The sequence below is a fragment of the Pseudomonas sp. 1L-B-1-E-C1 genome, from assembly GCF_057291835.1.
Window position 1 is genome coordinate 1 of the sequence record NZ_JBXAWN010000013.1, and the last position, 14,318, is coordinate 14,318.

Below are 14,318 nucleotides of genomic sequence, written 5' to 3' on the forward strand. Positions count from 1 at the left end.
TTCGCGAGCAAGCTCACTCCCACAGGGGGACGGCGGCGTATGTGATGTGGGGCGTAACACCCTTCCATTGTGGGAGCGAGCTTGCTCGCGAAGCAGTCTGTCAGTCGCCGAATGTGTTGACTGGCACAACCTCTTCGCGAGCAAGCTCACTCCCACAGGGGGACGGCGGCGTATGTGATGTGGGGCGTAACACCCTTCCATTGTGGGAGCGAGCTTGCTCGCGAAGCATTCTGTCAGTCGCCGAATGTGTTGACTGAAACAACCTCTTCGCGAGCAAGCTCACTCCCACAAGTCCGTGCAAGTTACAGATATTTCAACCAGCCGATGTCCCGGCGCCGTGCTTTCAGTTGCGAAAACCAGCGCACTGCAGGGAACAACACCACGGCAAGAACCACCGCCGCCAGCCATACCGCCGTCACCGTTGAAAAGCCGAAATAGCTGCCCTGATTCAGGCCGAACAGCGCCACGCCAATCAGATACAGCACCTTCAACACGTACAGATGCAGTAGATAGAAAAACATCGGCGCCGAACCGAACACGGTCAGCCAGCCAATCCAGCGGCGACTCTGCACGCGTTCGAAGGCGAGCAGCAGCAACAGGCCTGTGCTCACAGTCAGCGTGATGAACAGCAGCGACGGCGGGTATTTGGTGATGTTGAAAAAGCTCATCAGCGTCTGCACCAGCGAATCGCTGACCGCCCACGGCTTCTCGCCGTAGCCATTGATCAAGCGCAGCGCCATAAACCCCAGCAACCCGCCAGCTCCAGCAATCAGCAAACGACGCTGACGCACCGCCCTATCCATGCCTCGGGCAAACCACGGCCCCAGCGCATAGCCCAGGCCAATTACACCGATCCACGGCAGCAGCGGGTATGAAGTACGCAGGCGCAGGGTTTCGCTGACTTCGATCCAGCCTCGGTCATGCAGAATCGCCCAAGGCACATGCAGCGCCGACTCCACCGGGAAGTGCAGCGTATCAAGCAAGTTGTGCCCGGCGATGATCGCCAGGCTCAGCGCCAGCAGCACCGCGCGCGGCAACCAGACCAGCAATGCCAGCGCGATCATGCTCAAGCCGATCGCCCAGATCACTTGAAGGTAGATCACGCTCGGCGGTAACTGGAACGTCCAGGCGAAGTTGACCAGAGTGAATTCCAGCGCCACCAGAAATAATCCGCGCTTGAACAGAAACCCGCTGACGTCGGCTTTGCCGGCATATTTTTCACCGTACAGCCATGCCGACAACCCGGTCAGCAAGACGAATACCGGCGCACAAAGGTGCGCCAGCGTGCGGCTGAAAAACAGTGCCGGCTCGGTGCTGGCGATATCCATCGGGTCAGACACCTGGCGGTGCAGCAGGAAGGTTTCGCGCACGTGATCGAGCAGCATGAACAGGATCACCAGGCCTCTGAGCGCGTCAATGGAGAGCAGCCGGCCAGTCGTCAATGGGGCAGAACGGGGAAGCACAGGGGTCATGGAACGTTCGCAATCGAAAGGGATAACACCGGGCAGCCACAACGACGCCCGCAAATTCTGCGTTACCTTATAACATCAAAAAAGCAAAATCCAAACAGGTTGCTCATCGGCCTCAGCCTTCTATAGTGAACAGGTCCGCCCCACCGTCGCGGCCCATTGTCGAGCATTGTTAATGGTCAACACCGAACACCTGATCATCTGCGAGCACTGTGATTGCGTGTACGAAAAAGTCGTGCTCGCCAAGCACCAGAAAACCCTGTGCATGCGCTGCGGTAGCGTGCTGCAGCGCTTCAACGGCCTGACCATCGAGCAACGCCTGGCGCTGACGTTCACGGCGGCGATGCTGTGGCTGTTCGCCAATTTCTACCCGGTGATGAGCATCAGCCTCAAAGGCATGAAAAACAGCGCAACCCTGTGGGATTCGGTGCTGGCGCTGAGCCAAGGCCCGATCACGTTTATCGCCATGGTCGCGGCGATTGCGATCATCATCGCCCCGGCCTTTCAGTTGGTGTTGCTGGTCTGGGTGCTGGGTTTTGCCCTCGGTCTGCGTCGGGCGCCGGGGTTCAATCTGTGCATGCGCTGGCTGGAAACCCTGCGCCCGTGGAGCATGCTTGAAGTGTGTCTGCTGGGGGCGATGGTCGCGGTGTTCAAACTCGCCGGCCTGCTTGACGTGTTGCCCGGCATCGGCCTGTTCGCCCTTGCCGTGCTGAGCCTGATGATGATCCGCATTGCCGGCCGTGACATCCGCGACCTGTGGGACATTTTATGAAGCGTCCACCGACCGCCAGCGAGCTCAACCTGTGCCTGTGCCACAGTTGTGGGCTGGCCTGCGACATGACCGACGAGCCACACGAGTGCCCGCGCTGCGATGCGCCGTTGCATCGACGCAAGACCAATTCGCTGGCGCGCACCTGGGCGTACATGCTCGCCGCGCTGGCCTTTTATGTTCCCGCCAATCTGCTGCCAGTGATGAACACGGTGATGCTCGGCAACGGCGCCGACAGCACGATCATGAGCGGCGTGCTGGAGTTCTGGGAAGCCGGGGCGTGGGACATTGCCTTGATCATTTTCATCGCCAGCATCGCAGTGCCGGGGATCAAATTCGTCGCCCTGACCCTGCTGCTGATCACCGTCCAGCGCAACAGCGACTGGGCGCGCAGGGAGCGTTCGAAGTTGTACCGCTTCGTCGAGCTGATCGGTTACTGGTCGATGCTCGACGTGCTGGTGGTCGCGCTGGTAGCGGCACTGGTGAAATTCCAGGCGCTGGGCGATATCGAGCCACGACCGGGCATCCTGTTCTTCGGCCTGGTCGTGGTGTTCACCATGCTCGCGGCGATGAGTTTCGACCCGCGCCTGATCTGGGACCAGGACACCAGCGACACGATCAGCGACGCAGAGCCTCCAGCAACACCTGCAACGGATGGCGCAACGCCTGATCCGACTGGCGTTTGACCTGGCTGCGGCAGGAATAGCCGGTCGCCAACGCCTCGCCCTGCTCCACCGGCGCCTGTACCTGACGCGCCCAGGACTGCTCGTAAATCAACGCCGACGTCTGGCGATTGCGTGCCTCGTGGCCATAGGTGCCGGACATGCCGCAGCAACCAGTGGCTTGCGTCGCCAGCTGTAAACCGGCACGTTCGAAAACCTGTTCCCACTGCCGGGTCGCGGCCGGCGCGTTGGTTTTCTCCGTGCAATGGGCGAGCAGACGGAACGCTTTGGCCTGGGCCTGAGGCGTCTGCTCCGGCATGACTTCGAGCAACCATTCCTGCACCAGCGCCACCTGCGGACATGCCTGCAGGCCCGGCACTTTCAGGTATTCCTGGCGATACACCAACGTCATCGCCGGATCCAGCCCCAGCAACCGCACGCCAGTCTGCGCCAGCGCCTGCAATTGCTCAGCGTTGCGGAACGCCGCCCGATTGAACGCCGGGAGAAAGCCCTGCACATGCAGCGGTTTGCCGTTGGCGCTGAACGGCGCCAGATACACCTGATAACCCAGACGCGAAATCAGCTCGACCAGATCCGCCAACAGCGGCGCTTCGAAGTAGCGGGTGAAGGCGTCCTGCACGATGACCACGCTGCGTTCGCGTTGCTCCGGGGTCAGTGCCGACAACCTCGCAACCGTCGCTGGCTGCACCTGCCAACGACGCATCGCCGCGTAGAAATCAAAACGACTGAGCAACGGCACATCGATCATGCCGCCCACACGCGCCAGTGCGCCACGTACCCAGCCAGCGCCCATCACACCGTTGTACAGCGCCGGAATCCGCGCCATGTACGGAATGGTGTATTCCAGCGAAGCAATCAGATAGTCCCGCGCTGGGCGCAGGTAACGGCTGTGATAGAGCTCGAGAAAGCGCGAGCGGAATTCCGGCACGTTGACCTTGACCGGGCATTGCCCCGCGCAGGATTTGCAGGCCAGGCAACCGGCCATGGCGTCGTACACTTCATGGGAAAAGTCCGCCGACGGATCGCGGCTATTGCGCCAGCGCTGCCACAGTGTGCGGAAAAACGCCGGTTTGCGGATCGCGTCCGAGAGCACGTCGACACCCGCCTCGCCCTGCAACCGCAGCCATTCGCGAATCAATGACGCGCGCCCCTTGGGCGACTGCGAGCGTTCGCGGGTGGCTTTCCACGACGGGCACATGGCGTCGTCGGGATCGAAGTTGTAGCAGGCGCCGTTGCCATTGCAGTGCATGGCCGCGCCGTAGCTCTGCCAGACTTTTTCGTCGATCTGCCGATCCAGTTCGCCACGCAGAGTCACTTCATCGATCTTCAGCAGCGCCGCACCGCTGTTGGCAGGCGTGGCGATCTTGCCCGGGTTGAACTGGTTGAAGGGGTCGAATGCGGCTTTCAAGGCTTGCAGCGCCGGGTACAACTCGCCGAAAAATGCCGGCGCGTATTCCGAACGCAGGCCCTTGCCATGCTCGCCCCAGAGCAGGCCGCCGTAGCGCTGGGTCAAAGCGGCGACGCCATCGGACACCGGCCGCACCAGCGCCGCTTGCTGCGGGTCTTTCATGTCGAGAATCGGCCGCACGTGCAACACACCGGCGTCGACATGACCGAACATGCCGTACTGCAAACCATGGCTATCGAGCAGGTCGCGCAGCTCGGCGATGTATTCGGCCAAGTGCTGCGGCGGCACGGCAGTGTCCTCGACGAAGGGCTGCGGGCGGGCTTCACCGGCGACGTTGCCGAGCAGGCCCACCGCACGTTTGCGCATGCCGTAGACCTTGCTCACCGCTGCCTGACCGACTGCCAGCGTATGCCCGAGGCGCTCCACCGTGCGGTCGTTTTGCAGGTGTTCGAGGAACGCTTCGACGCGCCGCTGCAAGTCTTCGGGGTCGTCGCCGCAGAACTCGACCAGGTTGATCCCCAGAGTCGGGCGCTCAGGGTTTTCGGGAAAATATTCGGCAACGCCGTGCCAGACGATGTCCTGCATCGCCAGCAGCAAGACTTTCGAATCGACGGTTTCAATCGACAACGGCTTGAGCGCCATCAACGCCCGCGCATCGCGCAGTGCATCCATGAACCCGGCATAGCGGATATTGACCAGCATCGTATGTTTGGGAATCGGCAGCACGTTGAGTCGCGCTTCGACAATGAAACCCAGCGAGCCTTCAGCGCCACAGAGCACGCTGTTGAGGTTGAAGCGCAGATCGGCCTCGCGCAGGTGCGCCAGGTCATAACCGGTCAGACAGCGGTTGAGATCGGGGAAGCGTGCCTTGATCAGCTCGCCCTGCTCATCAATGATCTGCCGCGCGCAGCGATAGACTTCGCCGACCCGATCGTCGCGGGCGCACTGCGTTTCAAGCTCGTCCTCCGTCAGCGGCAGACCGCGCAGACGCTCGCCGCCGCGCAGGATCATTTCAAGTTCCAGTACATGGTCGCGGGTCTTGCCGTAGGTGCAACTGCCCTGGCCGCTGGCGTCGGTGTTGATCATGCCGCCGACCGTGGCGCGGTTCGAGGTCGACAGTTCCGGAGCAAAAAACAGCCCGGCAGATTTCAGCGCAGCGTTGAGCTGATCCTTGACCACCCCGGCCTGAACGCGCACCCAGCGCTGTTCAACATTGATTTCCAGTATGCGGTTCATGTGCCGCGACAGGTCGACGACGATGCCGTCGGTCAGCGATTGGCCGTTGGTGCCGGTGCCACCGCCACGCGGGGTGATCACCACGTTCTCGTACGCCGGTTCGGCAATCAGCCGCGCCACCCGCGCCACATCATCGGCATCCCGCGGAAACACCGCCGCTTGCGGCAGGCGCTGGTAAATCGAGTTGTCGGTCGCGAGCACCACGCGGCTGGCGTAATCGGCGCTGATTTCCCCGCGAAAGCCGCTGTCTTTCAGGGCGGCGAGGAATTGTTGGTAATCGCCGGTCAGGGCTTTGGCGGGCGACAGTTGGGCAATCATCGGTCAGGTCATCTCGGACAAATCGGGCTGCGTGGCGGTGAACACTTGTACGCGACGAATGATTGCGTCAGGCTCCGCCATCTGATTGCGCCCATGTTCATTGCTGGCGAACCCTTGAACAAGCGTAATTTCGACCCGTTATTGATGAGTTTTACGAATGAATCCGCGCACCCTCACGCCGTCCATGTCGCTGCTGCTGGCTTTCGAGGCCGCCGCTCGCCACGAGAGCTACACCCGCGCGGCCCATGAGCTGTCACTGACGCAGAGCGCGGTCAGCCGCCAGGTACAGATTCTCGAGAAGATGCTCGGCATGCGCCTGTTCAGCCGCGAAGGCCGGCAAGTAGTGCTGACGGATGTCGGGCGCATGTACCAGCGCGAACTCACGGAAGCCCTCGGGCAGATTCGCAGCGCGACGTTGCAAGCGATGGCGTTTGGTTCGGGCATTCATAGTCTGCGACTGGCGACGTTACCGACCTTCGGCTCGAAATGGTTGCTGCCCCGGCTGAAGGATTTCTACACGGCGCATCCGGGCATGACCGTGCACTTGCATTCGCGGATCGAAACCATCGACTTCGACACCAGTGAAATCGACGCCGCCATATGTGTCGGCGGCGGTGAATGGCCAGGCCTGACCGCCCTGCCCTTGCACACCGAAGAACTGGTGGCGATTGCCAGCGCGCAGCTGTCGGCCACTGAACGCGACGAGGCCGAGCGGCACATTGCCGGGCAGTTGCTGCTCAACGTCAGCAGCAATGCCCAGGCGTGGGCGGAATGGTTCAGCCAACACCAACTGCCACATCGCAGCATGAGGATCGGGCCGAGCTTTGAAATGACTTCGCACTTGATTCAAGCGGTCCGCGCCAATATCGGCGTCGGTCTGGTGCCGCGAATTCTGGTCGAAGACGAGCTGACCAAGGGTGAGTTGCTGCAACTGGGCGAGCCGATTACCAGCCGGCGCAGCTATTACCTGGTGTATCCGCCGCGCAACGAAAATCTGCCTTCGCTGAAGGCGTTTCGGGATTGGCTGGTTCATACCCTCTGAAGGATCGAACCGCCGCCATTCGCGAGCAAGCTCGCTCCCACACTTGGTATGCATTTTCCTGTGGGAGCGAGCTTGCTCGCGAAGAGGTCAGTCGCAACAATCTCAAAACCTTGGCTTGACCGCCCGCCAATCCGCCTTGTACCGCTGCATCTGCCGCACATCATCCCTCTGGCGGATCCCGCAGGTCAGGTACTGATCATGGAGCTTGCCCAGTTGCTCATGATCCAGTTCCAGCCCCAGCCCGGGCGCCTTGGTGATCTTCACGCAGCCATCGACAATCGGCAGCTTGCCGCCCTTGATCACTTCCTCATCCGGCTCCTGCCACGGGTAATGGGTGTCGCAGGCGTAATCCAGATTCGGCACCGCCGCCGCGACGTGGGCCATGGCCATCAGGCTGATGCCCAGGTGCGAGTTGGAATGCATCGACACGCCGAGGCCGAACACGTCGCACATTTTCGCCAGCGTCTGCGTATCACGCAGGCCACCCCAATAATGGTGGTCGGCAAGGACGATCTGCACGCTGTTCTGCGCAACGCTGCGGCGGAACTCGTCGAAATCGGTGACCACCATATTGGTTGCCAATGGCAGACCGGTGCGCTTGTGCAGTTCGGCCATGCCATCAAGGCCCGGGGTCGGGTCTTCGTAATACTGCAGATCATCTCCGAGCAGTTCGGCCATGCGAATCGCCGTCTCCAGCGACCAGTTGCCGTTCGGGTCGATGCGCAGCGGAAATCCCGGAAAGGCTTTTTTCAGCGCCTTGATGCACGCCACCTCATGCTCCGGCGGCAAAGTGCCAGCCTTGAGCTTGATGCTCTTGAACCCGTACGCCTCAATCATCCGCGCTGCCTGCGCGACGATCTGCTGCTCGTTCAGCGCCTCGCCCCAATTGTCCGGTTTGTAGGGCGAGTCGATGTGTTCGGCGTATTTGAAAAACAGGTAAGCGCTGAACGGCACTTCATCGCGGATAGCCCCGCCGAGCAGGTCCACCAGCGGCACGTTCAGGTAGTGCGCCTGCAAATCCAGAAAAGCCACTTCGAATGCCGAGTAGGCATTACTCACCGCTTTGCTGGCGTGGGAACCGGGCGCCAGTTCGGCGCCAGCGATGCTAGCGGGTTTATGCGCCGCCACGGTGGCTTGCACGATCGTGCGCAGCTGATTGAGGTTGAACGGATCAAGGCCGATCAACTGGCTCTGCAATTGTTGCTGGATCGCCAGCGCCGGGGCATCGCCGTAACTTTCGCCGAGGCCGATGTAGCCGTTGTCACTCTCGATCTCGATGATCGAGCGCAGGGCAAAGGGTTCATGGATGCCGCTGGCGTTGAGCAGTGGCGGATCGCGAAAGGCAATCGGGGTGACGCTGACACGGGTGATTTTCAAGATAACGCTCCTGACGGATCAACAATCGATTCAGTGGCTCGCAGCCGGACGAGCCGGCGCTACAACGGCGGCTTCGTCACTTGGCTTTGCCGGGGTTTTACCTTTGGCGCCTGGCGCCGTGCGGGCGAAGAAGATCACCACGGCAGCGACCAGCGAGGTCGCGGCCAGGCCATACAGGCCGCCCTCGATGGAGCCGGTGGTTTGCTCGAGAATGCCGAACGCGGTGGGCGCGACGAAGCCACCGAGGTTGCCGATGGAGTTGATCAACGCAATGACCGCAGCGGCGATGCGCGCATCCAGATAGCTTTGCGGGATCGGCCAGAACAGCGCCGACGCTGCTTTGAAGCCGATGGCGGCGAAACAGATGGCGACGAAGGCAAACACCGGCCCGCCGGTGGTCGACATGAACATGCCGATGGCCGCGATCACCAGAGTCAGCGCGACCCATGCCTGCTGGAATTTCCACTTGCCGGCCATCGCCGCGAAGCCGTACATGGCGACAATCGAAATGATCCACGGGATCGAGTTGAGCAGCCCGACCTGGAAGTCGCCGAGATTGCCCATCTTCTTGATCATGCTCGGCAGCCAGAAGGTCGCGCCGTAAATGGTCAGGGCGATGGAGAAATAGATGAAGCAGAACAGCGCGATCTGCCGGTCAGCCAACAGCTTGAACATCGACGGCTTGGCCACTTGCGCCGCCTCGCGTGCCCGCTGCTCCTCGGCGATCGCCGCGACCAGCGCTGCACGCTCTTCTTCGCTCAGCCATTTGGCCTGCCGGGGATGCGATTGCAGCCAGAACCAGACGAATGCGCACAACACCACCGAAGCTGCGCCTTCGATCAGAAACATCCACTGCCAGCCGTGCATGCCCAAGCCGCTGATATGCAACAGCGCACCGGACACCGGGCCGGAAATCACCGAGGCAATCGCTGAGCCGCTAAGAAACACCGCCATGGTTCTGCCGCGCTCGGACGCTGGCAGCCACTGGGTGAAGTAATAAATGATTCCCGGGAAGAACCCGGCCTCCGCCGCACCAAGAATAAAGCGCAGCACGTAGAAACTGGTTTCGCCCTGAACAAACGCCATGGCCATGGCAGCGGCGCCCCAAGTGAACATGATCCGGGTCAGCCACACTCGTGCGCCGTAGCGCTGCAGAAGCACGTTCGACGGCACCTCGAACAACGCGTAACCGATGAAAAACAGGCCGGCACCCAGTCCATACGCCGCTGCGCCGATGCCCAGATCGGTCTCCAGATGGCTGCGCACAAAACCGATGTTGACCCGGTCGATGTAATTGACGATGAACATCACCACGAACAGCGGCAGCACGTGGCGCTTGACCTTGGCGGCGGCGCGGGCAAGCACCGTGATGTCCGGCGGACTCTGGAGGGTTTTCAAGGGGCGACTCCCGATCTTGTTTTTTTAGGGATGACTTGAAGCGGTAAGCCGATCATGGACGTCACGCATTGATCCCGTCTAATCTAAACTGGCATTCGATTGATACCTGGATTAGATCAATGTTCGAACTCACTCAACTGCGCTGTTTCACCACGGTCGCCACCGAACTCAACTTTCGCCGCGCTGCCGAACGCTTGAACATGACGCAGCCGCCGCTGAGTCGGCAGATTCAGTTGCTGGAGCATCACCTCGGCGTTGAGCTGTTCACCCGCAGTACCCGCAGCGTTGCGCTGACGGCGGCAGGCCGGGCATTTTTCGTCGAAGCGCAGAATCTGCTGGAGCGCGCGCAGCAAGCGGCGGTCACCGCACGGCGGTTTGCCGAGGGCGACATCGGCTCGGTGAACATCGCGTTCGTCGGCAGCGCGGTGTATGAGTTCCTGCCCAAGGTGATCGCCGAAGCGCGACTTAAACAGCCCCAGGTAAAGATCGACCTGGCAGAGATGAACACCTATCAGCAACACGAGGCCTTGCGCGCCCGCCGTATCGATTTGGGCATCGCCCGGGCGCCCTTGCAGGAACCGGGTTATGCCACCGAATGCCTGGTGCGCGAACCGTTTGTGCTGGCAGTGCCGAGCGGGCATCGGCTGGCAGACTCGGCTGAAGTGTCAGTCGTGGATCTGGATAAACAACCGTTCCTGATGTACTCCCATGAAGCCTATCCGCCGTTCAACGAACTGTTGACCGGCACGCTGCGCTCAGCTCGGGTGGCACCGGATTACGTGCAATGGCTGGGCTCATCGCTGACGATTCTGGCGCTGGTCAACGCCGGCATGGGGCTGGCGCTGGTACCACGTTGCGCGACCAGCGTGGTGTTCCGGAATGTGGTGTTTCGCGAGATCGATCTCGGCGAGGGGGTGCAGAGCGAGCTGCATCTGATCTGGCGAGAGAATAATGACAACCCGGCGTTCGCGATGTTGCTGGAGGCGATTCGCCGGGCGGTGGTGGAGGGTTGGGGCTGAAAAATTATCGTGGCAACCGGTATTTGAGCGGAGGTGGAGCGCTCGGTGCTTTGATCAAAGGCTCCTCCAGCGGTTTGCCGTCAGGCCCTGTGAAAAGGCGTTCGTATTTCTCTGGCATTGGTCGCGGCGCTCTTGCGGTCGTCATGATGAACCCTCTGATATCGGGCTGAATTCAACCCACTTAACTTGCGCGGAATCTATCAGCAAAATTTCTGCACCAAAAGGCGTCGACTTGCCATCCTCATTGACCCAACGTGGATTCTGCATCACGAACTGCCCGCAACTGGATTCGGACGGCCACTCGACCGGCCAGCCAAACACGCGCCTCTCGTCATGTAAATGTAGGGTTATGAACCGGTCGAACTGGGCAAAAGCGCAGAACCATTCACTCGGGTAAGAAGATTGTTTCGTGACGTTTCGCCGGCGTAACCAGCCATGCAATTTGTCATTCGTAGCCAGGTAACAGGCAAACAATCCCAGCATCAGCGAAAACACAAATGCCCAGAGTGTTTGCGCCCGATCATCCCAGCGCCCTAATGAAAACCCCTTCGAGCCAATCCACAGATAGAGGTTGCCCAGCGCCAGCACCGCGCCCTGAATCACAAACGTGAATATCAGCGCCTGCACGATCTGCCCAAACGTATCCGGTCGCTTGAACACGGTGAGTGAATAGAAGATCCAGGTCGATAAAAAACCGGGGATGAGGTACTGCAACAGCGGAATGATTTCCTTGACCAGATCATCCATGATCCGAGGCTCCTTTTCGTCATGCCGATCCCGTCACGGGCCGACATTCAAAGCCTAGGCGAGGATCCTGCAGCGCCTCGCGGGCAACTGTCACAGCCCATTGCAAGCGTCTGGCTGGAGCTCCATGCAATAAAAAAAGGCAGACACCTTTGCACGGTGTCTGCCTTTTTTGCGATACAGGCGCCTGGTTACAGGCAGTCACGCACCGACTGGCGCAGCGATCCGGACTTGGCCCATGGCGGGCCTTGATACAGCGAGACCTTGCTGCCGTCCTTGTATTTGACGATATCGAGAATCTCGTCTGCGGTGATGATGCTCGGCGCGGTGATCCGGTAGCCGTTGGAAATCGACATCTGCGACGTCCTGGCAACGTCCTTCTGCCACAACGGTAACAAACACGCGGCATATTCCCTGGGAGGCTTGTCACTGGTCTTGCTGAGGTTTGGCTCGCCCGGCACCAACGACGCCGGTAGCGAGCATCCCGTCAACAGGGCCAGGGTCAAACTGCCGATCCATACGCGCATGCTGTTTACCTGTAATGAAAAAACGTGAATGTACCGTTTAACCGCTCGCACATCCATCGTGGCACCCCGCTGTTAGCGGCGATTGGACAATTTTTCACATACATTCAGCCGGGCGTCAGATGACCTGGCCCCATCCGGAAAAATGCGACTACTCTGTTCTACCGAGAATGTTCTGGAGGTGATCATGCGGCTCAATGAATACGAACACGAACTTCAACGGGATTTGCAAAGCGTGGCGTCGGATCTTCGATGGTCGGCCGTCGACCTCAAGCGCATTGCCGAACAGTTGCGTAAATCCGGCAACGAGGCTGACGCCCGGACTGTGTTGCGCTCTTGCGAAATTCTGCAAAGCGACGAGGAAAGATTGCAGGGTTATGCCCGGGAGGTAAAAGCCCGAGCCATCAGCCGAACCAAGGTTCACTGATTACGAGTGCCTCCTTTCAACAAGAGCCCCGGTCGAAACCGGGGCTCTTTCGTTACAACGCATCAACCGACGTTTTGGCCTTGTTCCCGCTTGGAGCGATGCTTGTAAGCGGGAAGCGCCGCCGCATAGGCCATCGCCTCCTCTCGGCTGGTAAATGACGCCAGCCGGTCACCCTGGGTGCAGACGCGCCATGGCCCGTTGTTGACGCTGAGTACGTCGTAACCGTTCATGTGCAGCTTGTTCAACATTGGAATACTCATGAGCACCTCCAGCTTGCAAAGGTAGTTCCGGTGTACGCGTTCACCTTACACCCGGTTCAAGCCCCGATGTCGACCGGATATCGCGCCCGACTCGCTCAGTCCACCAGACCCTGTGGCACTTTTGCGCTTTCCAGCAGCTCTCAACTCGGATGGAACCTTTAAATCTGGGCACGGCTCGAATATTGCAGTTCAATTACATTTTTGTGACAGACATAAACAGGGCATTCATGAAAGTACGCGCTACCGTCATTTGCGAGCAGGATCGACATATCCTCCTGGTGCGCAAACCCCGCCATCCCTGGTCATTGCCAGGTGGCAAGGTCGAGGCCGGCGAGACCCGCGCGGCCGCTGCCGTGCGCGAGTTACAAGAAGAAACCGGTCTGAATGCCGATGAAGTCCTGTACTTGATGGACCTGCAAGCCGGCAGCACGCGGCACCACGTCTACGAGGCTTCGGTGGCAAATATAGAAGACGTGCGCCCACAGAACGAGATCATCGATTGCATCTGGTATCCACTGGATGCCGTGAAAAACCTCGACACCAACGACGCGACCCGGCGCATCGTGCAAGCCTTCCAACGGCGTTTATAGGCGTCAACCATCCGACGCTCGACGTCCCACGCTCATTTCCGAGCGCAACTCTCAGCACTCAATGCGCGTCGTGATCCCAGATCCAATTCCACATTCCCGGTAGAGTCACCGGTTGGGTACTCTGCTCAACGGTACGTCCGAGCGCGGCCTTTTCCAGCGCGGCCTGGTCGTCATAAAACGGCTTGGCTGAAAGCTTGACCCCGGTTACCGCCGCGCTATCGAGCAGAATCTGCAAATATTCGCGAGTGTGCCGCGCGGTGTAGCGATTGAGATCATGGAACGTGACCACCACCGGGATTACGCCATCCACCGTCGGCAATTGACCAAGAGCAATGCGTTCGCGCACTTCGGACAACTGACGCAGCATATTCGCGCGACGTCGTGGACTGGCATTGAAGCCCCAGATCTTGCCGTCGTTGGCACTCAAATCCGTGAGCAAAACGTGCAGACCATGTTGCCGGTAGGCCGCGAATGTGCGTTTGTCATAATTCCAGAACGGCGGACGCAAGAGCTTGGGCGGTGCACCGGTGATGGTAGCGATGTCAGTGCTGCCGTCGGTCAGCGATTGCTTCAGTTCCTGCGGGCTGAGCAAGCGATGGTTGGTGTGCCAGTGAGTAGCCGTGTGAAACGCGAGAATATGTCCCTCTGCGTGTTCACGACGCATCAGACTGCGGCCAATCTCGCTGTCGCCGGCCCTGGGCGCGCGAGTCTGCACGAAAAACACTGCTTTGATGTTTGCCTGCACAGGATTGGCTTTGAGGCTGTCGAGTACGGTAGCCGTCGGATTCCATAATCCCGAGGCACTTGGACCGTCATCGAACGTCAGCAGAAAACGCACGGGCGCCTGGGCCTGCAGACGAGTTTCGGTTTGCGCGGTCATTTCGATCGGCGCGGCGATGCAGCCGGCCAGCCCCAACGCGATGAGCGCAGCACAAAGAAGTTTGCATCCGGATGTCATGTTTTGCCCTGAGCCCGGCCACGGCCGTCATGTTGTCGAATGGCAAAACTCCCTCGCCTTTATCCATCCTGCGCTGCTATCAGCGAGCGCAGGTTG

General features: G+C 60.1%; 14 protein-coding genes. 6 read left to right on the top strand and 8 right to left on the bottom strand.

The window, feature by feature from the left end; genetic code table 11:
- Positions 1 to 302: 302 nt before the first annotated feature.
- On the bottom strand, positions 303 to 1,472 hold the full coding sequence (locus AC0Z4S_RS21535) for an acetyltransferase domain-containing protein (RefSeq protein WP_485624510.1): 1,170 nt from the start codon (positions 1,470 to 1,472) through the stop codon (positions 303 to 305).
- A gap of 172 nt (positions 1,473 to 1,644) precedes the next feature.
- Between AC0Z4S_RS21535 and AC0Z4S_RS21540 the strand changes: the two genes are divergently transcribed.
- The gene (locus AC0Z4S_RS21540; RefSeq protein WP_485624511.1) at positions 1,645 to 2,241 is read left to right on the top strand and encodes a paraquat-inducible protein A; all 597 of its coding nucleotides are present in this window, start codon (positions 1,645 to 1,647) and stop codon (positions 2,239 to 2,241) included.
- Positions 2,238 to 2,924 (top strand): paraquat-inducible protein A, encoded by a 687-nt coding sequence (locus AC0Z4S_RS21545; protein WP_485624512.1) that lies wholly within the window; start codon positions 2,238 to 2,240, stop codon positions 2,922 to 2,924. Before AC0Z4S_RS21540 ends, AC0Z4S_RS21545 begins: the two co-directional genes overlap by 4 nt.
- Here AC0Z4S_RS21545 and ydiJ read toward each other — a convergent pair.
- Positions 2,857 to 5,883: a D-2-hydroxyglutarate dehydrogenase YdiJ gene (gene ydiJ / locus AC0Z4S_RS21550; protein ID WP_485624513.1), complete on the bottom strand. Its 3,027-nt coding sequence runs from the start codon at positions 5,881 to 5,883 to the stop codon at positions 2,857 to 2,859. The two genes, AC0Z4S_RS21545 and ydiJ, sit on opposite strands and share 68 nt — an antisense overlap.
- A 157-nt stretch (positions 5,884 to 6,040) precedes the next feature.
- Between ydiJ and AC0Z4S_RS21555 the strand changes: the two genes are divergently transcribed.
- The gene (locus AC0Z4S_RS21555; RefSeq protein WP_485624514.1) at positions 6,041 to 6,925 is read left to right on the top strand and encodes a LysR substrate-binding domain-containing protein; all 885 of its coding nucleotides are present in this window, start codon (positions 6,041 to 6,043) and stop codon (positions 6,923 to 6,925) included.
- A gap of 102 nt (positions 6,926 to 7,027) precedes the next feature.
- Here the strand turns inward: AC0Z4S_RS21555 and AC0Z4S_RS21560 are convergent, their stop codons facing one another.
- Both AC0Z4S_RS21560 and AC0Z4S_RS21565 read right to left on the bottom strand, forming a co-directional pair.
- Entirely contained in the window at positions 7,028 to 8,302 is a 1,275-nt protein-coding gene (locus tag AC0Z4S_RS21560) for a glucarate dehydratase family protein (protein WP_485624515.1), read from the bottom strand.
- A gap of 30 nt (positions 8,303 to 8,332) precedes the next feature.
- Entirely contained in the window at positions 8,333 to 9,700 is a 1,368-nt protein-coding gene (locus tag AC0Z4S_RS21565; RefSeq protein ID WP_485624516.1) for an MFS transporter, read from the bottom strand.
- 119 nt (positions 9,701 to 9,819) lie between these two features.
- Here AC0Z4S_RS21565 and AC0Z4S_RS21570 point away from each other — a divergent pair, with 119 nt between their 5' ends.
- Positions 9,820 to 10,719, top strand: coding sequence for a LysR family transcriptional regulator (locus AC0Z4S_RS21570; protein WP_253502619.1), 900 nt, complete (start codon positions 9,820 to 9,822; stop codon positions 10,717 to 10,719).
- 141 nt (positions 10,720 to 10,860) lie between these two features.
- On the opposite strand, the gene AC0Z4S_RS21575 is transcribed toward AC0Z4S_RS21570, so the two are convergent.
- Both AC0Z4S_RS21575 and AC0Z4S_RS21580 read right to left on the bottom strand, forming a co-directional pair.
- Complete coding sequence (locus AC0Z4S_RS21575; protein ID WP_485624517.1) at positions 10,861 to 11,466, bottom strand: DUF6338 family protein; 606 nt, start codon at positions 11,464 to 11,466, stop codon at positions 10,861 to 10,863.
- A 188-nt stretch (positions 11,467 to 11,654) separates the two neighbouring features.
- The gene (locus AC0Z4S_RS21580; protein WP_485624518.1) at positions 11,655 to 11,990 is read right to left on the bottom strand and encodes a hypothetical protein; all 336 of its coding nucleotides are present in this window, start codon (positions 11,988 to 11,990) and stop codon (positions 11,655 to 11,657) included.
- A gap of 184 nt (positions 11,991 to 12,174) precedes the next feature.
- On the opposite strand from AC0Z4S_RS21580, the gene AC0Z4S_RS21585 reads away from it, so the two are divergent.
- Positions 12,175 to 12,414 (top strand): hypothetical protein, encoded by a 240-nt coding sequence (locus tag AC0Z4S_RS21585; protein ID WP_253502626.1) that lies wholly within the window; start codon positions 12,175 to 12,177, stop codon positions 12,412 to 12,414.
- A 62-nt stretch (positions 12,415 to 12,476) separates the two neighbouring features.
- On the opposite strand, the gene AC0Z4S_RS21590 is transcribed toward AC0Z4S_RS21585, so the two are convergent.
- Entirely contained in the window at positions 12,477 to 12,674 is a 198-nt protein-coding gene (locus AC0Z4S_RS21590) for a DUF2188 domain-containing protein (RefSeq protein ID WP_253502629.1), read from the bottom strand.
- A 227-nt stretch (positions 12,675 to 12,901) separates the two neighbouring features.
- Between AC0Z4S_RS21590 and AC0Z4S_RS21595 the strand changes: the two genes are divergently transcribed.
- Positions 12,902 to 13,264: an NUDIX hydrolase gene (locus AC0Z4S_RS21595; protein ID WP_471880148.1), complete on the top strand. Its 363-nt coding sequence runs from the start codon at positions 12,902 to 12,904 to the stop codon at positions 13,262 to 13,264.
- A 58-nt stretch (positions 13,265 to 13,322) separates the two neighbouring features.
- Here AC0Z4S_RS21595 and AC0Z4S_RS21600 read toward each other — a convergent pair whose 3' ends face one another.
- Positions 13,323 to 14,222: a polysaccharide deacetylase family protein gene (locus tag AC0Z4S_RS21600; protein WP_485624519.1), complete on the bottom strand. Its 900-nt coding sequence runs from the start codon at positions 14,220 to 14,222 to the stop codon at positions 13,323 to 13,325.
- Positions 14,223 to 14,318: the final 96 nt, after the last annotated feature.